The organism is Natronomonas sp. CBA1123 (assembly GCF_009741925.1).
GTDB lineage: Archaea > Halobacteriota > Halobacteria > Halobacteriales > Haloarculaceae > Natronomonas.
Map to the genome: position 1 here is coordinate 20131 of NZ_WPCC01000019.1, position 20676 is coordinate 40806.

Here is a 20676-nt window from a genome sequence, read left to right on the forward strand (position 1 = left end):
CTCAGAAGAAATAGAACGACGCGAACACGCCGAGGACGAGGAACAGGACCGTCAGTCCGATTGGGTTGAACAGATAGCGCAGCGGCGTGTCGTAGACGAACCGCTCGAAGGCCGTCTCCGGCGGCCGCAGCGCCCGAACCGGACGGGAGGCGAGCAGCGCCGGCCGCACCGGCGCATCGCTGGCCCGCCTTTTCAATGACTCGGCGTCGAGTTCGCCGGCCACCTCGAAGTCCTCGGGGTCGTAGCCCGCCGCCAACAGCGCTCCAGCGCACGGTTTACACAGGACGTAGTCGCTGCCGTCCTCTTGGTACGCCGCGAGGTTCATCGCCGAATCGGCGAGGTGTTGACAGCGCTGACAGACGTGCTGGCGGTCGCTCCGCATCGTCGCCACCGAGTCGGGCGCCTCGGGGACGGGAAACATCGGCGCGTCCTTCCGTACCTCACGGTAGGCCGGGTCGTCGGAGTGCAGCGTCGCGTGACAGGACCCACACAGCGTCATGGCGTTGTCGAGGTCGTCCAGCGACGGCGAGCCGTGTGCTGCGACGTGGGCCTCCAATCGTCGTTCCGGTTGGCCGCGTTCGGCCTGCCGATAGCCACACCGCTGGCAGGTGTAGTCGTCCCGCTCCAGTGTCTCCTCACGGAGGAGGTCCCAGCGGGGCCCCTCGCCGTCCCGCGTTCGGCGCTTCTCGGCCCGTGGTTCCCAATCGACGCTCATGGCGTCGGCGGGTCACCTCCCCACGAATCCATGTCGGTGTAGAAGTTCAGCATGGCGAATTTCAGTTTCTCCGGTGCGATGTCGATGTGTTCGCTGCGCTCCTCCGCCGGGAATGACGGGTAGACGCTGTAATCGCCCAACTCGGCGTGGTTCGACGCCATGTACCGCTCGTCGATGAGCACCCGGGCGCCGAAGTCCTCCGGCGAGCGGATGACCCGGCCGAGCGCCTGCCGGGTCTTCCGAACCGTCGGGATTTCGACGGCGTAGCGCCATCCGGCATCGTCGTCTCCGTCCTCGCCGAAGGCGCCAGCGTAGGCGCGCTGGACGGCCTCCATCCGGTCGTCGAGGTGCGGATACGGGACACCGACGACGACGACGGACCGGGCGTCGTCGTCGTCGAAGCTGACGCCCTCGGCGAGGGTCCCCCAAAGCGACGTGAACAACACGGCGTCGTCGTCGTCGACGAACTCCTGTCGCAGTTCTTCGGCCCGCTTCCCGGGTTCGTCGAGATACGGCGTCGAGTCGCCCGAAAACCGGTGGTAGTAGCGTTCGGCCTCGGCGTAACTCGGGAAGAAGGCCAGCGTGTTACCGGGCGTAAACCGGACGGCGTCCTCGATGGTCTCCCCGACCGTCTCCTGAACCGTGGGGTCGTCGCGTTTGCTCGCGAACAGCGCCGGCGTCTCGACGGCGTAGGTGCGGCGGCGCTCCTCGGGAAACTGCTCGCCGTAGGCCATCGTCAGCGGGTCGTCGAGGCCGAGTACGTCCTCGGTCACGTCGAAGGGCCGCAGCGTCGCGCTCATCAGGATGGTCGCGTGTAACTCCTCGAACAGCGGCTCGGTCACCTGCCGCGGGAGGCAGGTGTACAACTCGGCGCGGCCGACGACGCCCGTCTCCGTCCGGCGAACCCCCAACACGGGATACTGTCCGGGTTCGACGCTGGATTCCATCCACTCCTCGATGAAGGCGGCGGCGGTCAGGGTCGGACACTCCTTTCTGGTCGTCGTCTCGCCGTCCTTGTAGGCCTGCTCGTAGCGTCGGTCCAACTCCTCGCCCAGCGCCAGCGCCTCCTCGAGGTCCGTGTCGAATCCCTGTCCGGTGTAGGCTTGGAGGAAGGCGACGGACAGTTCGTCGCGGCCCTCCTCGCGGTCGATAGAAACGTCTTCCCACTCCTCGTCGACGGCCTCGCGCTCGCCGAAGCCGAAGGAGTCCTCGTAGGTGTCGACCAGCGCCGTTCGGAACGCTCCGACGACGTTGGCCGCCGACTCCGCACGGGCGTCGTCGCACTCGTCGAGTTCGTCTAAGGCGCCGTCGAGCGTTCGCTCGGCGAGCGTCCGGGTGGCGTGGTCCCGCGCCGCGTCGGCGACGTTGTGGGCCTCGTCGAAGACCACGATGATGTCCTCGGGGTCCCGACCGAGCCACCGGAAGAACTGCTCGCGAATCATCGGGTCCAGCAGGTGATGGTAATTGCAGACGACCAAATCGACGCCCTCCATCCCGTCTTTCAGGAGTTCGTACCCACAGAGGTTCGCCTCGTGGGCGTACTCGTAGATGTCGTCCGGCGTGCGCACGTCCTCGTAGAGCCACGAGTAGAACTCGTCGGTGTTGCCGGTGAGGTTGTTGTAGTAGCGGTCACAGATGTTCCGTTCCTCTTGGAGGGCTTCGATGCTCGTCTCGAGGTCGTCGAGTTCCTCCATCACGGCCCCGCGGGCCTCGGCGGCCTCGCCGTTGCCCTCTTTGCTCGCATCGAGCAGTTCCTCCTCCCGCTGTTCTAACTCCGCGATGTCCTGCTGTTTGTCGACCAACTCCCGGGTCGTATCCCGCAGGGCCTGACACTCCTCGTAGCCGACGTCGATGTGACACATCGACGCCTTCCCGCGGAAGACGACCGACCGAATCGGCTCCTGGGCGTTGATGGCGCGGGCCTCCTCGATGAACTGTCGGGTCTGCTGGTGGACGTTCGTCGTGATGACGACCGTCTTCCCCGCCGCACGGCCGTACTCGAGGGCGGGCACCAACGAAGCGAGGGTCTTGCCCGTCCCACAGGCACCCTCGAACAGCACGTCACGCTCTTCGACGAGCGCCTCGCGTATGCGTCCCATCGCGTCGTCCTGATGGTCGTAGGGCTCGTCGTAGGGGAAGAACCGCTCGTAGCCGGCCGACTCTGACACACCAACTACTCAGGCTTTTTCGAATAAAAGGGTTCGCTGGGCGGGGCGAAAGTTAAGCCAGTGCGTTCAACATCAACACGAGGACGCCCAAGAGGACCCCGAAGGCGACGACCGTTCGGGGGTCCATCGTGGGCGTACTGGAATCCTCGCTATCGAAGTACCGGACGAGTCCGGCACTGGACATCAGCCCGCCGGAGTTCTGGCCGCTGCTCATACCCGTCAGTTCGGGGCGGCGACCCTAAGCGTTTCGGCCCAGCGTCGCCCTCACCGAGGGCCGGTTGGGAAACCCTTATGCGCGCGGCTGGAATACGTCCGATAGTCATGCCCGTCACCCTCAAGGACTTCTACGCGGACTGGTGCGGCCCGTGCAAAACGCAGGACCCGATTCTCGACGAACTCGAAGAGGACTACCCCGACGTGGCCTTCGAGAAGGTCAACGTCGACGAAGAGCAGGACGTCGCCAACGAGTACCAGGTGCGCTCGCTGCCGACGCTCATCGTCGAGAACGACGACGGCATCGTCGAGCGGTTCGTCGGCGTCACCCAGCGTGACGACATCGAGAGCGCCCTCGGCAAAGCCGGCGCCTGAATTTTTCGCCGTTTTCCCGTTTTAGTACCGCTCTTCCAGCCACTCGACCACGTCGCTGATTTCCTGTGGCGTCGTTCCGTGGCCGACGCCGTACTGTTCGAAGCGTACGTCGGCACCGCCCTCGGCGAGCAGTTCGGCGGCGCGCTCGGCGCGTTCGGGCGGAATCACCTGGTCCATCGCGCCACAGCCGACGAACACCGGCTTGCCGTCGGCGTTGTCGACCTCGCCTTCGTGGGAGTCAGCGAGATAGCCGTTCAGCGCGACGACCCACCGATAGGATTCGGGCCGTTCGAGCAGCGCCGAGAGGCTGGTGATGGCACCCTGACTGAAGCCGAGTAAGCCGACGCGGTCGGGGTCGAGGTCGTAGGCCTCGACGGCCGACTCGACGAACTCGTGGACCAAATCGAGACTTCTGCGGAACCCCTCGGGGTCCGGCTGACTCGAATGGAGGCCGCCGCCGGAGAGGTCGAGGTCGTACCACGTGTAACTGTTCGGCCCGCCCATCTCCTGTGGCGCGCGGACGCTGATGACGTGCAGTTCCTCGGGGAGTTGTGCGGCGATGGGAAGCAGGTCGCGTTCGTTCGTCCCGCGGCCGTGAATCAACACGACGGCGGGGGCGTTCTCCGTGACGGTTCCCGGCCGGCTGACGTGGACCAGCGGCAGGTCCTCGGTCGCGTCGTCGGTGTCCATACCCGGCGTACGTCGCTGTCGGTCAAAAGCCACCGGTAACGGTCGTTCCACGACACCACGACCCGTGACAGGTGCTACCACAGAGTTTATTGCTGATGTGGGCGTATCCGAACCCGTATGGCCACTTCGAACGACGAACTTTTCGACGAATTCCTCTCGGACCGTGGACACGAGACCGAAACCGACTCCCGCAACTGGGAGCAGGATTATAACAAGAAACGCTGTCCCGACTGCGGGGGGCTTCACGGGCTCGATGCAGTGTCGTGTACCGTCTGCGGCTGGCAGCCCTGAGGGCTCTTCTCGCCGTTTCCGCGTTCGTCGGAAGCCACGCTACTTATACCGGAGCGTAGCGTTAGACGGGTAATGGCTGACTCCACCCACGTGACTCGACTCTTCGGTGGTCCCGGGAGTGGGAAGACCACGGCCCTGCTGGACCGCGTCGACGAAATGCTCGACGAGGGGGTCGCGGTCAACGACATCCTCGTCGTCTCCTACACCCGTGCGGCCGCCCAAGAGGTCCGCGAACGACTCGCCGAACGATTGGACTGTACGCCGAAGTCCCTGCGAGGCAACGTCTGTACGATGCACGCGAAGGCGTACGAACTGCTGAACCTCTCGCGTGGCGACGTGGTCGGCGAGAAGCACAAAGAGGAGTTCTGTGAGGAGTACGGACTCGAGTTCGAAGACGAGTACAAGTCCTCGCGTCGGCGCTCGGCGCGGTCGACGACGCTCGGCAACAAGATTATCGCCACCTCCCAGTGGCTCCAGCGAACCGAACGCGACGTGGCCGACTGGTACGACGTGCCCTTCCAGTGGGACGACGAGGAGGTCCGACTCCCCCCGGACATCGACGACAACGCCCAGACGGGTAACAAGTACACCCCGACGTGGCCCTCCTCGGACGACCGCATCGATATCCCCGAGGCCATCCGAGCGTGGCGTTCCTACAAGGGCGAAGAGGGCGTCGTCGGCTTCGCCGACATGCTCGAACGCGTCCAGCAGCGCTCGCTGTTGCCGAACGTCGAGCACCTCGTCATCGACGAGTTCCAGGACATCACGACGCTGCAGTACGGCGTCTACGAGGAGTGGAAGCCGCACATGGAGAGCGTCTTAATCGCCGGCGACGACGACCAGGTCGTCTACGCCTGGCAGGGCGCCGACCCCAACCTCCTGCTCGACGAGGAGGTCGACGACGACATCGTGTTGCCGAACTCCTATCGACTCCCCTCGAAGATTCTCAACGTCGTCAACACCCAGATTAGCCACATCGAGAAACGCCAGGACAAGGACCTCAAGCCGCGCAAGCAGGGCGGGTCCGTCGAGGCCGTCCGGTCGCCGTCGATGCTGGACCTCGTCCGCAACGTCCGCGGCACCCTCGAACAGGACGAAGACGGCACCGTGATGGTGCTGTTCCGCGCGCGCTATCAGATGTTCCAGTTCATGGACGAGTTCATCGACGACGGCATGCCGTTTACGTCGCTGACCGACCAGCGGATGTGGACCGACCGCCTGCGCGATTACGTCGACGCCGTCGAATCGCTCGATTCGGGCGAGACCATCAACGGTCTGCAGGCCCAGCGACTCGGCGAGATGCTCGCCGACAGCGCCTTCGGCACCGGCGACCGCGACGACTACTTCGAGGCCTTCGACGCACTCGAAGAGGAGGCCGGCGTCGACGACCTCACCGAGATGACGGTCGACCCCGACTTCGTCGACGACCACGCCCCCTTCGCCCCCGGTCCGGCCTCCGCCGCCGACATGCTCACCAAGGTGTCGAACTTCCAAGAGCGCTCGGTGAAGGCGTACTTCAAAGGCGATTACCGCGGGATGGACCCCACCCGACTCCGACTGGGCACCATCCACTCCGCGAAGGGCCGTGAGGCCGACCACGTCTTCGTCGCGACGGACCTCACCGAGAAAGTCGTCGAGCAGATGGCGGCCTCCGTCGAGGACCCCACGGACGTTCCCGGCGTCACCGAGTTCACCAAACGGACCGACCCGGTGCCGACGCTGACGGACAACGAACGGCGCGTGTTCTACGTCGGAATGTCCCGCGCTCGCGAGCGCCTCGTCCTCCTGGAGAACCTCGTCGACGGCGCACCCACCCTGCCTATCGACGTGCTGTTGCACAACGAGCCGGTCGACATGACGCTGGCGGAACTCATCGAGGACGCACAGGAAGCCGGCGTCGAAGCGACGGCCGACTGACGCTCAGTCGGAGGCGTCACTCGCCGCCGCGAATGTTTTTCAGCCGTTTTACACGACCGACCGTCCGGTCCGCGAGTCGAAGGTACATGTACTCGCTGACGACCACGAGGCCGACGGCAGCCGCGAGGAAGAACGCTCCGAGCACGTATCGGCCCTCGATTACGTTGAGAACGCCGACGAGTGCGACGGGGCCGGCGACGACGAGCGTCGCGATGAGCTGCAGCGAGCGAACGATGCCGAACGCCATCGTCAGTCGGTGTCCTCCTCGGGGTCGGCAGGGACCCGACCCAGCAGTTTGTCCGCGACGGTACCCGAGAGGCTCGGTCGGAAGTACATCCCGGCGACGAGCCCGACCGCGACGGTGAGAAAGCCGACGCCGAGAGCCGTCCGTCCCCCGGCGAGGAACTCGGCACCGAGGAGGCCGATTGGCGCGGCCAGCGCCACCGTCCCGAACAGCCCGATGGTGTCGAGGAGGTTCATTACCGGCCCGTAGGCGGGAGACGCTCAAAAGCCCGCCGCCTCACGGCCGGATTCCGAGACGCTTTCACACCCGCCGACCGTAGCGGGGGTATGTTTACCGGCATCGTCGAGGAGACGGGCGAAGTCGCCGCAATCGAGGACGGTCCCGAGGGGCGCCGCATCCGCGTTTCGGCGTCGTTCTGTGCGGACCTCGAACACGGACAGAGCGTCGCCGTCAGCGGGGCGTGTCTCACGGTCGAAGACGCCGACACCGAGAGCTTCGAGCTGTTCTGCTCCGAAGAGACGCTCGACCGGACGTATCTGGACGAAATCGAGGTCGGCGACCCGCTCAACCTCGAACGTGCGCTGCCGGCCGACGGACGCTTCGACGGCCACTTCGTTCAGGGACACGTCGACGGCGTCGGTGCGGTGACCGAAATCGAGCAGTTGGGGGACGACTGGACGTTCGGGTTCTCGCTGCCCGAACACCTCGGTCGATACGTCGTCGAGAAGGGCTCCATCTCCGTCGACGGCATCTCGCTCACGGTCGCCGAGCTCCGCGAGGAGGAGTTCACCGTCGCCATCATCCCGGCGACCTACGAGTTGACGACGCTTGCCGAGAAATCCGTCGGCGACCCGGTCCACCTCGAAGTCGACGTGGTCGCGAAGTACGTCGAGAGCCTGACCGAGGGCTACCGCTGAGTCACCCCGTTAACGACTCGTTCGACCGCCGGTGGAGTTCCAGCGCCGCGAGGAACGCGACGAGCGAGACGGCAGCCGCCAGCCCGAACGCCATCCGATAGCCGAACTCCGAGTACACGCGGGCGCCGCCGATGGTCTCGCCGGTCCAGTAGGTGTCCAGCGCCAGCCCCATCAGTGTCGGGAGGACGGCCGCCCCGGTGAACGCCATCGTGTTGACCGTCCCCGTCGAGACGCCGGAGGCGGCGGCGGCGTGGCGCTCCTTGACGACCGCGTAGGTGAGCGCGTAGCCGCCGGCGAGCGCCCCCGCGGCGAAGAAGACGATGGCGACGACGGCCATCGGCGGACGGCCGGTGACCGACAGGACGGCGAAGGATGCGGTGTAGAGCGCCATGCCGACGACGACGAGTCCCGTCCGCGAGCCGAGGCGGTCCGAAACCGCGCCGATGGTCGGCGGCCCGAGGAGCAACCCGGCGCTGCCGAGCAGCGTGAACGTCGAGGCGAACGTCACGCTCACGCCGTAGGTCTGGACGAGATACGGGATGCCCCACAACCCGAAGACGGTGATGTTGATGCCGGTGCCGGCGAACAGCACGATTCCGCAAAGCCACGTCTCGGCCTCGGCGAGGACGCGTCGGGCGTTCGAGAGGACGGCACGGAGCGACGGCGCACCGGGCGTTTCGGCGCCGGCCATCGGCTCGAATCCCGCATCCGACGGCGAGTCCCGGGCGAGGAGATACGCCGTGGCCGCGAGCGCGAGACCGAGTACGGAGAGGCCGACGAGCGTCTCGCGCCAGCCAGCGGTCGCGACCGCGACTGCGAGCGGCGTCGTCGCCAGCACGCCACCGAAGCCCGCCACGGCCAGCGTCAGCCCGCTCATGCGTGCGAACTCGGAGGGGCGGAACCAGTTCGCACAGAACCGAAGGATAGCGATGAACAGCACGCTGCCGCCGAAGCCGATGAGCGCACGGCCGGCGAAGGCCGCGACGTAGGTGTCGGCGAAGGCGAAGGCGAACCCCCCCGAGACTCATCACGACCGTACCGACGGCCACCGTCCGACGGGAGCCGAGTCGGTCGGCGAAGACGCCCGCCGGCAACTGCATCGCCGCGTACACGTAGAAGAACGACGCGTGGAGTGTCCCGAGCTGTGTGCCAGTCACCGAGAACGCCCGCGTCAACTCGTCGGCCAGCACGGCCGTCGAGAGTCGATAGACGGAAACCAGGGCGTACGTCGCCGCGAGCGCGCCGAAAGCCAGCCAGCGGCGCTGCTCGGGGTCGGTCCACAGCCGTCGGAGGCGTCCGTCCGTCACTATCGAAAATCGGGGGGTTCGGTTCAAAGGCGTGTCGAACCGTCGGCGGGTTTACGAGCGTTGCCGTCGACTCTCGTCTATGGCATCCGACGCGTGGGAGCGTTTCTGGTCGAGACATTCGAACCCGAAGAGCGGCTGGTCGCGGCTGCTGACCGGCCCGCTGTTGCTCGCAGCGCTGTACCGTCGGTCGTGGCGTCTGCTCGCGGTCGCCGTCGGGTGGACGGCCCTGAACCCCATCGCCTTCGGCGCGCCGGAGGAGTCAACCGACGACTGGATGTACCGCGGCGTCCGCGCCGAACGCGCGTGGCTGGAAGAGGGTCGGCCGGTGTTCGGGGCCGGCTACCCCGAGATACTGAACGTGCTGAACCTCGGTGCGTTCGCCTACACGGTGTACGCCGCGCTCGCGCGGAAACCCGCACGGATGGCGCTCGCGTATGCCGTCTCGGTCGGCCTCAAATTCTGGTTCACCGAGGCGCTGATTCGGTGGCAACGCGCCGACGACGGCGCCGGCGGCTGATTCGTTGTAACGTTGTCGAGAACTAGCAGGAAAGACAAGAGTTAATCGGCCCCCGAGCGCGTATACGGACGAGCATGACAAAGGTTAGCGTTATCGGAGCGGCGGGGACCGTCGGTGCCGCTGCGGGGTACAACATCGCGCTGCGCGACATCGTCGACGAGCTGGTTTTCGTCGACATCCCGGACCAGCGAGAGACCACCGTCGGGCAGGCCGCCGACACGAACCACGGCATCGCCTACGACTCGAACACGACCGTCGTCCAGGGCGAATACGAGGACACCGCGGGGTCGGACGTGGTCGTCATCACGGCGGGCATCCCGCGACAGCCGGGGCAGACCCGCATCGACCTCGCCGGCGACAACGCCCCCATCATGGAGGACATCGGGTCGTCGCTCGACGAGTACAACGACGACTACGTCTCGATTACGACCTCGAACCCGGTCGACCTGCTGAACCGCCACCTCTACGAATCGGGTGACCGCGACCGCCACAAGGTCATCGGCTTCGGCGGCCGACTCGACTCCGCACGGTTCCGTTACGTCCTCAGCGAACGCTTCGATGCGCCCGTCAGGAACGTCGAGGCGACCATCCTGGGCGAACACGGCGACGCACAGGTGCCCGTCTTCTCGAAGGTCCGCGTCGACGGCGAGGACCCCGAGTTCTCCGGCGACGAGAAGGAGGAGATTCTCGAAGACCTCCAGCAGTCGGCGATGGACGTCATCGAGCGGAAGGGTGCGACCCAGTGGGGCCCGGCGACGGGCGTCGCTCACATGGTCGAGGCGGTTCTCAACGACACCGGCGAAGTCCTGCCGGGGTCGCTCGTATTGGACGGCGAGTTCGGCCACGACGACACCGCCTTCGGCGTCCCGGTCAAACTCGGTGCGAACGGCATCGAGGAGGTCGTCGAGTGGGACCTCGACGACTACGAGACCGAACTGATGGACGAGGCTGCCGAAAAGCTCTCCGAGCAGTACGAGAAAATCTCCTAACGGTCGTCGTCGGGGCCACACGGCCCGTATTCTTCGGGCAGTCGCTCACCGGTGAGCGATGCCCACTCACACAGTCGGTCGGACTCCCGCTGGTCGCTACGTGCAGTCATGGGACACCCTCACGTGGAGTGACTTCATCTACCGTCTTAATGGTTCGGGCGTACGTGTTCGGGCCGAAGCCGTTCGAGCGAACGTGTTCGGTCAGACCACCTGTTCGCCGTCGTCGTCGTACACCTCGATGGCGTCGACGGGACAGGCCCGGGCCGCGAACTTCGCGTCGAGTTCGGCGCCGTCGGGGATTTCCCGCTCGAAGACGCCGTCCTCGACTTCTTCGGAATCGGCTAGCACGGCTTTCCCCGCGTCTTCGTCCTTCTCGAAGGCGTCCCACTCGGCGACACACTGGAACATCCCGATGCAGGTGTCGCGGTCGTATCTGACTTTCATGCCTGCACTTCGGCCGAGGGCATCAAAGGCGTGACGGGGGCGAGAGGGCAGCGAAAAGTGGGTTTAAAAGCCGTGACGAACAATCGAGGGGTAATGGACGTTTCCGAGGTCTCCGGCGTGCCGCCGTGGTTCGCCGACCACCTCCGCGAGGAGGGCATCGAATCGCTGTATCCGCCACAGGCCGAGGCCGTCGAGGCGGGCGTCGCCGACGGCCAGAGCGTCGTCGCCTCCGTGCCGACGGCCAGCGGCAAGACGCTCATCGCGCAGTTGGCGATGCTGTCTGCGGTCTCCCGCGGCGGCAAGGCACTGTACATCGTGCCCTTGCGGGCGCTGGCCAGCGAGAAACGCGAGGAGTTCGCCGCCTTCGAGGAATACGGTGTCTCTATCGGCGTCTCGACGGGCAACTACGAGGACGACGGCGAGTGGCTCGCCGAGAAGGACATCATCGTCGCCACCAGCGAGAAGGTCGACTCGCTGGTCCGGAACGGCGCGCCGTGGATAGGCGACCTCGACTGCGTCGTCAGCGACGAGGTGCATCTCGTCGACGACCCCAACCGCGGGCCGACGCTGGAGGTGACACTTGCGAAACTCCGACGGGTGAACCCGAACCTGCAGGTCGTCGCGCTGTCGGCGACGGTCGGCAACGCCGAGGTGATGGCCGAGTGGCTCGACGCCGCGTTGGTCGATTCGGAGTGGCGACCAATCGACCTCCGGAAGGGGGTCCACTACGGGCAGGCGCTGCACTTCGACGACGGCAGCCAACAGGAACTCCGGGTGAAATCATCCGAGAAGCCGACCGAGGCCATCGTCCGCGATACGCTCTCGGATGGGGGGGTCGACGCTCGTCTTCGTCAACTCCCGGCGGAACGCCGAGGGCGCCGCCAAGCGACTGGCGAACACGACGACGGGGTGGCTGGACGACGAGGAGAAGGCCCGACTCGCCGAGATAGCCGAGGAGATACGCGGTGTCTCCGACACCGAGACCAGCGACGACCTCGCCGACTGCGTCGAGAAGGGCGCGGCGTTTCACCACGCCGGCTGTGCGAGCGAACACCGCTCGCTCGTCGAGGACGCCTTCCGCGAGCGGCTCATCAAGGTGGTTTCGGCGACGCCGACACTGGCGGCGGGGGTCAACACGCCCTCCCGGCGCGTAGTGGTGCGGGACTGGCGGCGCTACTCCGGGGAGGCCGGCGGGATGCAACCGCTGTCGGTGCTTGAGGTTCACCAGATGATGGGCCGGGCCGGCCGACCCGGCAGGGACCCCTACGGCGAGGCGTTGCTGCTCGCGAACAGCCACGACGAACTCGACGAACTGTTCGAGCGCTACGTGTGGGCCGACCCCGAGGCCGTCGAGTCGAAACTGGCTCGGGAGCCCTCGATGCGGACCCACCTGCTGGCGACGGTCGCCTCGGGCTTTGCGGACTCCCGGGAGGCACTGCTGGAGTTCCTCGACCAGACGCTGTACGCCACCCAGTACCGGCAGGGTAGCGACGGCACCGACAACCTCGAACGGGTCGTCGACTCGACGCTCGAGTACCTGCGAGCGAACGACTTCATCGAGGACGACGGCGAACGGATACAGGCGACGAACCTCGGCCACACCGTCTCGCGGCTGTATCTCGACCCGATGAGCGCCGCCGAAATCATCGACGGGCTGGAAGCCGCGTCGAACCCGACCGCGTTGGGGCTGTTCCATCTCGTCTCCCGGACGCCCGACATGTACGAACTGTACCTCCGCTCGGGCGACCGCGAGGAGTACACGATGTTGGCCTACGAGCGCGAATCGGAGTTCTGTGGCGACCTCCCGAGCGAGTTCGAGGAGGAACGGTTCGACGACTGGCTGTCGGCGCTGAAGACCGCCCGGATGCTCGAAGACTGGGCCGGGGAGGTCGACGAGGACGAGATAACCGAGCGCTACGGCGTCGGGCCGGGCGACATCCGCGGGAAAGTCGACACCGCCGAGTGGCTGCTCGGCGCGGCGGAGTCGCTGGCGAGTGAACTCGACCTCGCGACGGTGCCGGCCGTCCGCGAAGCGAGAAAACGCGTCCAACACGGCGTCGGCGAGGAACTCATCGACCTCGCAGGCGTCCGCGGCGTCGGCCGGAAGCGCGCCCGTCGACTGTTCGACGCCGGCATCGAGACCCGCGCGGACCTCCGGGAGGCCGAGAAGTCGGTCGTCCTCGGGGCGCTCCGTGGCCGTGAGAAGACCGCCGAGAACGTCCTCGAAGCGGCGGGCCATCAGTCGCCGTCGATGGACGGTGTGGCGCCGGACGCCGACGCCCGGCCCGAGGAGGAACCGGCGGAGGCAACCACGGACGACGGCGAGGGGCAGTCGAGCCTCGGTGATTTCTGATGGAGCTAGTCGAAGGGGTCGTCGAAATCGGTACCGAGCGGTTCCCGGATGTCGGGGCGTTCGTCGAGGCACTCGGCGATGTTGCCGAAGACAACGCCGTGACTGTCCAGGCCTTCGACGCCCGGTACGTCGTCTCCCGACGACACCTCGAACGGGCCGTCGAGTTGGCCGACCGCGAACGCGGCCGCGGCCAGGCAATCGCTCGCGACAGAGGTGTCGAGATACTGCTGTACGCGGCCGGTCGCCGCCAGATTAACCGGGCGCTGGAACTCGGCGTCGGCGAGGGTGAGACGCCCGTCGTCGTCATCGTCGACGACGAGTCCGGCGACGCCGAGGCGGAAGCGGCGGCCGCCGACTCGGTGGCCGCGTTCGTCAACCCGGCGGAGACGCTCGGACGCTACGAGGAAGACCGCGTGCGGGAGTTCTACGATATCGGCGCGGCCGAGTTGAACGCGACCGACGCCGGACTGGAGGCGCTGGTCCTCGAGCGGGTCGCACTGCTCGTCGTCGAGCGGTAAGACCGTCTTACCGGCAGTTGTCCGGTTCCTAACCGCGAAGTGCCGCGATGGACAACGGTATGCGTTTGGGGGCGACAGGATGGGTATGGAGTCGACGAGCGTCGCCTCCCGACGGGTCCGGGTCGAGACGACCGACGGGCGCGGCGGACGCGACGAGACGGACGTGCGGTATCTGGTCTCCGGGACGGGCCCGCCCGTGGTGTTGCTCCACGGCATCGGCCTGGATTCGGCGACGGTTTCCTGGCGCCACCTGATTCCCGAGTTGGCCGCCGAGCGGACGGTGTACGCCCCAGATTTGCCCGGCCACGCAGAGAGCGGCCGGCCGAGCGTCCGCTACACGACCGGCTACTTCCGGAGCGTTCTCGAATCGTTCCTCGAAAAAATGGGACTGGAGACGGCGCCGCTCGTCGGTATCTCGATGGGTGGCTGTCTCGCGCTCGGCCACGCCCTCGACAACCCGGTCGAGCGGCTCGTGTTGGTCGACAGCTACGGGCTGGGAACCGACGCTCCGTGGCGGCCCGCGGCGACGGCGATGCTGGGCGTCCCGGGCGCCTACTCGGGGTGGTGGGCGACCATCGGGTCCAGTCGGGGGGCAGTTCGGAGTCACCTACAAACGTTGACCGACGGCTCGCCGACCGACAGCCACGTCGAGGACGTGTATCGGGCGGTACAGGACGCCGCCGTCGGGCGAACCGTCTCGAGTTGGCAGCGAAGCGAGTTCCGCTACGGTGGTTTGGAGACCTGTTATCTCGACCGGCTCGACGAACTGACCGCCGAGACGCTGTTGGTTCACGGCACCGAGGACCCCCTGCTGCCGGCGTCGTGGTCCGAGCGGGCGGCCGAGCGGACCGGCGCGTCGCTGGAACTGATGGAGAACTGCGGCCACTGGCCCTCTCGGGAAGCCCCCGAGCGGTTCAACGAGACGGTCCGTGCGTTCCTCTAATCTTCGATGAGAACGACTGCCTCGCCGTCGATGACGAGGTCGGCGTCAGTTTCGACGGTAGTTCGGAGTCGGTAGCGACCGCCGCCGAGGTCTTCGACGATGTCGACCTCGGCGGTGACACGGTCGTCGATGCGGACGGGCGCACGGAACTCGAGGTCCTGTGAGAGATAGACGACGCCACCCGGGAGACGGGCGAGGGCGGCGCTGATGAGCCCTGCGGCGAGCGTTCCGTGGACGATGCGACCGCTGAAACGTGTGTCTTCGGCCCACTCCTCGTCGAGGTGAAGGGGGTTCGTGTCGCCCGACGCGAGGGCGAAGCGCTCTACGTCCTCCTCCGAGAGGGTCTTGCTGAAGCGGACCGAGTCACCGACGGATAGTTCGCCGTCGACATCGAGTTGCGTCTCCCATCCGGGAAGGTCACCTGCGGGTTCGACGCGGCGTTCAGTCTCGCTTTCTGCGTGGTCGCCGTTGGTGCTGGGAGTAGCGAAGGCGTCCATCGCGGCCCGGTTGGCCTCCATGACGCTGTCGAACATCCTCGAAGACGTCTCGGTCCACACGTCGAACAGCGTCGGATACGAGCTGTTACTCATCTTATGACCTCTAGGGGATTGTCGTACTAAAGGCTACTGACCATATCGGCCGTGAATGACAGCAGATGGTACTGATTGACTGCGAGTGGTAATTCTCGGAATATTTATCGGGTTGAAGCTCCTACCGTGGGGTATCCGATGTCCGACGACAACAACTCCGTCACCTGGGGACCGAACCTTCTGAAGGCGGTCCAGGAGGTCTCCGAGCAGGCCACCAAACAGCAGCAGGAAGCACTCCAGCAACTCCTCTCGCGGGCTGGTGCTGCTCCCGGTGCGGCCGCCGGCGCCGGCTCCCCCGACCTCGGCGACATCTCCGAACAGCTCGGGAAGATGACCCAGATGGGAACGTTCAAGACTCGTGTCCAGAGCGGCGGCCGTATCTCGATTCCCGACGCCGAACGGGAGGCCCTCGATATCGAAGAGGGCGACATCGTCCAGACCGTCGTCGTCCCAGTCAAGCGGAACCGCGACGACGACGAGTAGCCTAACACATCAAGCGACCGTCTTTTACCGGTAGCCTTCGTATACCGACCTATGAGCGACAGTAGCGAGAACCCGACCCAGGAGTGGACGAAGCTTGTCGAGAACATGAACGACGCCGTCGCGGAGTCGATGGAGCAGAACATGAAGGCCTCCTCGGCGTTCATGGAATCGTGGAGCGACGCGATGGAGGAGTCGATGCCCGAACAGGGGGAGATGGCCGAGGCGATGGAGGGGTACAACGACGCCTACGAGGTGTGGCTCGACGCCGCCGAACAGATGTTCGAGCGGACGAGCGACGCCGCCGAGGGCGAAGACGTCGCGATGTCGGAGTTCCGCGACATCTGGCTGCAGAGCGCCAACGAGGCGTTCAAGCAAGTGATGAGCACGTCGGCGTACGCCGCGGCCAACGGCCAGCTCGTCAGTGCGATGATGGACCTTCAAGAGCAAACCGACGAGATTAGCGAGGACACTCTCGAACAACTCGGTATGCCGACCGGCTCGGACATCGAGGAGGTCGGCGAACGACTCGTCGAACTCGAACGCCGACAGCACCGCGTCGAGAAGAAACTCGACCGCGTCATCGAGGCACTCGAATGAGCTCGAACGACCCCTTCTCCTTCGCGTTGAACGCCCAACGGGAGTTCTTGGATTCGGCCGTCGAGGCCGCCGAGAAGTCGACCGTCGCGGCCGACCAGATGGAGAAAATCGAGGACGTCGACGTGGGGATGACCCCCAGCGAAGTCGTCTACACGGAGAACAAACTGGAGTTGCTCCACTACGAGTCGCTCACCGACGAGCAACATAAGACGCCCATCCTCATCGTCTACGCGCTCATCAACAAGCCGTTCATCCTCGATTTACAGCCCGACCGCAGCGTCGTCCGGCGACTGCTGGAGGCGGGCCACGACGTGTACCTCGTCGACTGGAACGAACCGTCGAAACTCGACCAGCACCTCACGCTGGACGACTACGTCAACCGCTACATCGACAACTGCGTCGACGTAGTCAGAGAGCGCTCCGGACAGGACAGCATCAACATCCTCGGCTACTGCATGGGCGGAACGATGACCGCGATGTACACCGCCCTCCATCAGGAGAAAGTCCGGACGCTGGGACTGATGGCCGCCGGACTCTGTTTCGACGACACCGGCGGCGTCCTCGAGTTGTGGGGCGACGACGAGTACTACGACCCACGTGACGTCGTCGACGTCTTCGGCAACGTCCCCGCGGAGATGCTCGACGTCGGCTTCGCGCTGATGGACCCCGTCGCCAACTACGTCTCGAAGTACGTCCGACTGTACGACAACATCGAGAACGACGACTTCGTCGAGAACTTCGCCCGGATGGAGCGGTGGCTCGGCGAGGGCATCGACCTCGCCGGGGAGGCGTACATCCAGTTCCTCGAGGACATCTACCAGGAGAACAAACTGTACAACAACGAACTGTACCTGAACGGGAAGCACGTCGACATCACCAAAATCGACGTTCCCATCCTCCAGATTACCGGCGAGTACGACCACCTCATCCCCTCGGAATCGAGCAAGCCGTTCAACGAGGTCGTCGGCAGCACCGACACCGAAATCATCGAGTATCCGACCGGCCACATCGGTCTCGCGGTGTCGGGGTCGAGTCACCGCGACGTCTGGCCCCGCGTCGCCGAATGGTACATCGAGAAGTCCACCGACGACCCCGAACATCTCGATGCGGTCGAAACTGCCGTCGAGGAGGCGACCGACCAAATCGGCATCGAGGAAATCGACGTGGAACTCGACACCGACGAGGAGGCAATCGAGGCCGAAGCGGGCGCCATCGAGGAGGCCGTCGCCAAGGAGGCCGACGAGGAAATCGAAGCGGAGGCGGTCGACCCCGCCGGCACCGAGGGGTCGGACCTCGAAGAGCTCGACGGCATCGGGCCGACGTACGCCGAGCGACTCCGAGAGGCCGGCGTCCGAACCATCGCCGAACTCGCCGAAGCCGACGCCGAGGCCGTCGCCGAGGCTGCGGAAGTCGGTACTTCGCGTGCGGAAGACTGGATTCAGCAGGCGACGAACTGATACGGCGGCGACGAACTGATTCGGCAGCGACGTGTTATGCCGCTGTCGGATGGCCGGCGGCGGCCGGTCGTGCCGGCGGGGCCGTCGGTTCCGGCGGCGTCGGTGGGTTCGACGCCGCAACGGCAGTGTCAGCCGGCGCGGTCATCCCCGAGAACTGCAGGCGAACGTAGCCGAGATACGGGACGCGAAGTTCGGCCGTGCCGATTATCCATTCGGGTTTGACGACCGTCGAGACGCCCATTATCTGGTCGTAGTTGGGGTTGGCGTCGCCCAGCGTGACGAACCCGGCGTGGGGGGCCGGGCAGGTCCGGACCTGATTGCAACTGACGGAACCGCTGACGTCGGGGTCGGTCCGCTGGACCCAGTTCTCGCCGGCCTCGACCCACAGCATCGACCGATGTATCACCGGCGTCTCCGTCGGGTCGCCGTTCGGCATGAACACGATTACGTCGCCGTATCTGTTGAACTCGGTGTGTCCCGTCTCGCGTGCGATGTCGGCCGGAATCACCCCCGTCGATTCCCCTTCGTGGACGGGAGCCTCTCCGGGAACGAACCGCTCGTTGTCGACGACGAACACGAGGTCGCCGGTCTGCATGTTGGGCACCATGCTCCCCGATTCGATGGCGACCATCGGTGGCCAGATGCCGCTGATGGCGAAGAGAATCAGGCCGACGGCCAGGACGGCTGCGACGCTCGTCACCACGTCTCGCATGTACAGAACGACTTCCTTGTCGGTCGTCCAGAACCACTTGAACCAGCCGACCACGCCGGATGGTCGTTCCTCCCTCGGGGCGTCGCCGGCGTCGGACGGTCCGTTCGGCGGACCGGAACCGTCCTCTCGGTCGGTCATTGCAACCCCGTAGCGGCCCGGTCCGTTTGAACGTTCTGGGTCCGCTACGCTTTTGCCCGCCGACAGCAACCTCCGTCTGTGCCAAACGAGGAACCGGCGCGTCTGGCCACCGAACTCGCCAGCCACGGCTACACCGCCGACCGGGAGGCGATTACGCTGCTCGCGCGTGCGGAGAACCCCGCCGAGGCGCTGTTGGTGGCCGTCGAGGCCACGCCCGACGACGCGCTGAAACTTTCGGCGGCCGACGTTCGCGACGCCCTCGACGGCACACCGAGAGGGCGACGGGACCCGATTTCGGGAAGCGAGGAGGATGCGGCGGCCGACGCCACGATGGACACGGCAGCGACGACGGATGCGCCGGCGACGCCTGCAAGTGGTGCCGACCACTCGACCGAAGACCCCTCTGTTTCAAGTGGAACCCCACAACCCCAATCGAGCGGTTCGGGGGGTGTGTCTCCAGTTGAAACGAAGGGGTCTTCGGGGAGCCGAGACACCGACCCCTCGCTGCGCTCGCTGGAAATCGGCAACGACATGACCGGCCACTCGACCGGGATCGGCGAGTACGAGGACTTCGTGGCGACGTTTCGGGACCGCTACGACCGGCTTTCGGGGAAACTGAAGGGCCGGGTCAACCACCGCAACGCGACGGCGCTGCAGGCCAGCCCTGGCGGCGGCGACGCCGGCATGGTCGGGATGGTCTCGGACGTCCGCTCGACCGCGAACGGCCACTGGATTATCGAGTTAGAGGACACGACGGGCGTGTTCCCCTGTCTCGTGATGAAGGACAAGGACATCGCCGACCTCGTCGAGGAGTTGCTGTTCGACGAGGTCATCGCCGTCGACGGGACGCTCTCTGACGACGGGAGCATCATGTTCGTCGACAGCCTCCACTTCCCGGACGTCCCCCGGACGTACAAGCCATCGACGGCGGACCGCCACGTCCAAGCCGCGCTCATCAGCGACGTCCACGTCGGCAGCGAGGAGTTCATGGTCGACGCCTGGCAGCGGTTCACGTCGTGGCTCCACACCGAGGAAGCCGAGAACATCGAGTATCTGCTGTTGGCCGGAGACATGGTCGAAGGCGTCGGCGTCTACCCCGACCAGGACGAGGAACTCGACATCGTCGACATCTTCGACCAGTACGAGGCGTTCTCGGAGCACCTCAAGGAGGTCCCCGGCGACATGGAAATCGTCATGATACCCGGCAACCACGACGCGGTCCGGCTCGCGGAGCCGCAACCCGGCTTCGACGAGGAGTTACGCGACATCATGACCGCCCACGACGCCCGCATCGTCTCGAACCCGGCGATGGTCTCCGTCGAGGGCGTCTCGGTGTTGATGTATCACGGCGTCTCCTTAGACGAGGTCATCGCCGAACTCCCCGAGGAGAAGGCCAACTACGACGAACCGCACAAGGCGATGTACCAACTGCTGAAGAAACGCCACGTCGCCCCGCAGTTCGGCGGCCACACCCGACTGGCCCCCGAGGAGAAGGACTACCTCGTCATGGACGAGGTGCCCGACGTGTTCCACACCGGCCACGTCCACAAACTCGGGTGGGGGAAGTACCGGAACGTGCTGGCGGTGAACTCCGGCTGTTGGCAGGCCCAGACCGACTTCCAGAAGAGCGTCAACATCGACCCAGACGCCGGGTTCGCGCCGATTCTCGACCTCGATACGCTGGAGATGACGGTTCGGAAATTCACCTGACTACCCGTTTGTCGAACCGGCCACGTCTCATCGCCACTCGATGAAGCGTCGAGAGGATATTGACAAAAGCTAGCACATCTCTGATTTCTATAAATTGTTAATAAATATCGCGGCAAACAACGGTGTGTGACGGTGTCACATCGTCACCCTTATGTACTCAGTGTCAGCTATGCATATGCATGGCACAGGACACGGCCACTCCGGAGACGGTTTCCGAACCCGAGGTCATGGCGTCCATCGACAGCGACGCGAGCGGCGAGCGACTCATCATCGCCGAGCTCAGCCGGGAGGACGCGTATCTCGCCATGTCCACGGGAGCCACCGTCGACGTAGACGACTGGCGGTAACCGAGTGGTCCGGGGGAGGGGGATAGTGTAAACGGTGCAGC

At 65.6% G+C, this 20676-nt stretch carries 23 protein-coding genes and 1 pseudogene; 14 read left to right on the forward strand and 10 right to left on the reverse strand.

Annotated features, from left to right (window positions below; all coding sequences use genetic code 11):
- Nucleotide 1: 1 nt before the first annotated feature.
- The 3 genes from GJ631_RS10105 to GJ631_RS10115 all read right to left on the reverse strand — a co-directional run bounded on the left by GJ631_RS10105 (nt 2) and on the right by GJ631_RS10115 (nt 3097).
- Entirely contained in the window at nt 2-715 is a 714-nt protein-coding gene (locus GJ631_RS10105) for an HNH endonuclease (RefSeq protein WP_156709033.1), read from the reverse strand.
- Complete coding sequence (locus GJ631_RS10110) at nt 712-2814, reverse strand: ATP-dependent DNA helicase (RefSeq protein ID WP_156709067.1); 2103 nt, start codon at nt 2812-2814, stop codon at nt 712-714. The genes GJ631_RS10105 and GJ631_RS10110 overlap by 4 nt, the downstream gene beginning before the upstream one ends.
- 121 nt (nt 2815-2935) lie before the next feature.
- Nucleotides 2936-3097: a preprotein translocase subunit Sec61beta gene (locus GJ631_RS10115; RefSeq protein ID WP_156709034.1), complete on the reverse strand. Its 162-nt coding sequence runs from the start codon at nt 3095-3097 to the stop codon at nt 2936-2938.
- Nucleotides 3098-3204: 107 nt separating this feature from the next.
- Between GJ631_RS10115 and GJ631_RS10120 the strand changes: the two genes are divergently transcribed.
- Nucleotides 3205-3471, forward strand: a complete 267-nt coding sequence (locus GJ631_RS10120; protein WP_156709035.1) for a thioredoxin family protein — start codon at nt 3205-3207, stop codon at nt 3469-3471.
- A 21-nt stretch (nt 3472-3492) separates the two neighbouring features.
- Here GJ631_RS10120 and GJ631_RS10125 read toward each other — a convergent pair whose 3' ends face one another.
- On the reverse strand, nt 3493-4161 hold the full coding sequence (locus GJ631_RS10125; protein WP_156709036.1) for an alpha/beta hydrolase: 669 nt from the start codon (nt 4159-4161) through the stop codon (nt 3493-3495).
- Between the two features lie 117 nt (nt 4162-4278).
- Between GJ631_RS10125 and GJ631_RS18570 the strand changes: the two genes are divergently transcribed.
- Nucleotides 4279-4452: an HVO_0416 family zinc finger protein gene (locus tag GJ631_RS18570; RefSeq protein WP_197424973.1), complete on the forward strand. Its 174-nt coding sequence runs from the start codon at nt 4279-4281 to the stop codon at nt 4450-4452.
- A gap of 72 nt (nt 4453-4524) precedes the next feature.
- A complete protein-coding gene (locus tag GJ631_RS10130; protein ID WP_156709037.1) occupies nt 4525-6369 on the forward strand; it encodes a UvrD-helicase domain-containing protein in 1845 nt (614 codons plus the stop codon).
- Between the two features lie 16 nt (nt 6370-6385).
- On the opposite strand, the gene GJ631_RS10135 is transcribed toward GJ631_RS10130, so the two are convergent.
- Entirely contained in the window at nt 6386-6616 is a 231-nt protein-coding gene (locus GJ631_RS10135; RefSeq protein WP_156709038.1) for a hypothetical protein, read from the reverse strand.
- Nucleotides 6617-6618: 2 nt separating this feature from the next.
- Nucleotides 6619-6849 (reverse strand): hypothetical protein, encoded by a 231-nt coding sequence (locus GJ631_RS10140; RefSeq protein WP_156709039.1) that lies wholly within the window; start codon nt 6847-6849, stop codon nt 6619-6621.
- A 90-nt stretch (nt 6850-6939) separates the two neighbouring features.
- Between GJ631_RS10140 and GJ631_RS10145 the strand changes: the two genes are divergently transcribed.
- Nucleotides 6940-7530 (forward strand): riboflavin synthase, encoded by a 591-nt coding sequence (locus GJ631_RS10145; protein WP_156709040.1) that lies wholly within the window; start codon nt 6940-6942, stop codon nt 7528-7530.
- Nucleotide 7531: 1 nt separating this feature from the next.
- Here the strand turns inward: GJ631_RS10145 and GJ631_RS10150 are convergent, their stop codons facing one another.
- Entirely contained in the window at nt 7532-8488 is a 957-nt protein-coding gene (locus GJ631_RS10150) for an MFS transporter (RefSeq protein ID WP_370518637.1), read from the reverse strand.
- Nucleotides 8489-8916: 428 nt separating this feature from the next.
- On the opposite strand from GJ631_RS10150, the gene GJ631_RS10155 reads away from it, so the two are divergent.
- A complete protein-coding gene (locus GJ631_RS10155; protein WP_156709041.1) occupies nt 8917-9354 on the forward strand; it encodes a DUF6653 family protein in 438 nt (145 codons plus the stop codon).
- A gap of 74 nt (nt 9355-9428) precedes the next feature.
- Nucleotides 9429-10343, forward strand: a complete 915-nt coding sequence (gene mdh, locus GJ631_RS10160) for a malate dehydrogenase (RefSeq protein ID WP_156709042.1) — start codon at nt 9429-9431, stop codon at nt 10341-10343.
- Nucleotides 10344-10544: 201 nt separating this feature from the next.
- Here mdh and GJ631_RS10165 read toward each other — a convergent pair whose 3' ends face one another.
- On the reverse strand, nt 10545-10787 hold the full coding sequence (locus GJ631_RS10165; protein WP_156709043.1) for a ferredoxin: 243 nt from the start codon (nt 10785-10787) through the stop codon (nt 10545-10547).
- Nucleotides 10788-10880: 93 nt separating this feature from the next.
- Here GJ631_RS10165 and GJ631_RS10170 point away from each other — a divergent pair.
- The 3 genes and pseudogenes from GJ631_RS10170 (at nt 10881) to GJ631_RS10180 (ending at nt 14601) form a co-directional block, all read left to right on the forward strand.
- Nucleotides 10881-13140, forward strand: a pseudogene (locus tag GJ631_RS10170) (ATP-dependent DNA helicase).
- Complete coding sequence (gene cgi121, locus GJ631_RS10175; RefSeq protein WP_156709044.1) at nt 13140-13658, forward strand: KEOPS complex subunit Cgi121; 519 nt, start codon at nt 13140-13142, stop codon at nt 13656-13658. Before GJ631_RS10170 ends, cgi121 begins: the two are co-directional and overlap by 1 nt.
- Nucleotides 13659-13737: 79 nt before the next feature.
- Nucleotides 13738-14601: an alpha/beta fold hydrolase gene (locus GJ631_RS10180; protein WP_156709045.1), complete on the forward strand. Its 864-nt coding sequence runs from the start codon at nt 13738-13740 to the stop codon at nt 14599-14601.
- On the opposite strand, the gene GJ631_RS10185 is transcribed toward GJ631_RS10180, so the two are convergent.
- A complete protein-coding gene (locus tag GJ631_RS10185; RefSeq protein WP_197424979.1) occupies nt 14598-15134 on the reverse strand; it encodes a MaoC family dehydratase in 537 nt (178 codons plus the stop codon). The two genes, GJ631_RS10180 and GJ631_RS10185, sit on opposite strands and share 4 nt — an antisense overlap.
- 195 nt (nt 15135-15329) lie before the next feature.
- Here GJ631_RS10185 and GJ631_RS10190 point away from each other — a divergent pair, with 195 nt between their 5' ends.
- Genes GJ631_RS10190 through phaC form a run of 3 tightly spaced genes read left to right on the forward strand, consistent with a single transcriptional unit; the run spans nt 15330 to nt 17728 of the window.
- The gene (locus tag GJ631_RS10190) at nt 15330-15674 is read left to right on the forward strand and encodes an AbrB/MazE/SpoVT family DNA-binding domain-containing protein (protein WP_156709047.1); all 345 of its coding nucleotides are present in this window, start codon (nt 15330-15332) and stop codon (nt 15672-15674) included.
- A 51-nt stretch (nt 15675-15725) separates the two neighbouring features.
- The gene (locus tag GJ631_RS10195; RefSeq protein ID WP_156709048.1) at nt 15726-16271 is read left to right on the forward strand and encodes a poly(R)-hydroxyalkanoic acid synthase subunit PhaE; all 546 of its coding nucleotides are present in this window, start codon (nt 15726-15728) and stop codon (nt 16269-16271) included.
- Nucleotides 16268-17728, forward strand: coding sequence for a class III poly(R)-hydroxyalkanoic acid synthase subunit PhaC (phaC, locus tag GJ631_RS10200; RefSeq protein WP_156709049.1), 1461 nt, complete (start codon nt 16268-16270; stop codon nt 17726-17728). The genes GJ631_RS10195 and phaC overlap by 4 nt, the downstream gene beginning before the upstream one ends.
- Before the next feature lie 34 nt (nt 17729-17762).
- On the opposite strand, the gene GJ631_RS10205 is transcribed toward phaC, so the two are convergent.
- On the reverse strand, nt 17763-18578 hold the full coding sequence (locus GJ631_RS10205; protein ID WP_156709050.1) for a S26 family signal peptidase: 816 nt from the start codon (nt 18576-18578) through the stop codon (nt 17763-17765).
- A gap of 78 nt (nt 18579-18656) precedes the next feature.
- Here GJ631_RS10205 and GJ631_RS10210 point away from each other — a divergent pair, with 78 nt between their 5' ends.
- Both GJ631_RS10210 and GJ631_RS18575 read left to right on the forward strand, forming a co-directional pair.
- Complete coding sequence (locus tag GJ631_RS10210) at nt 18657-20288, forward strand: DNA-directed DNA polymerase II small subunit (protein ID WP_370518636.1); 1632 nt, start codon at nt 18657-18659, stop codon at nt 20286-20288.
- 179 nt (nt 20289-20467) lie between these two features.
- Nucleotides 20468-20635 carry a hypothetical protein gene (locus GJ631_RS18575; protein ID WP_197424975.1) on the forward strand — a complete coding sequence of 56 codons (168 nt, stop codon included), beginning with the start codon at nt 20468-20470 and terminating at the stop codon, nt 20633-20635.
- Nucleotides 20636-20676: the final 41 nt, after the last annotated feature.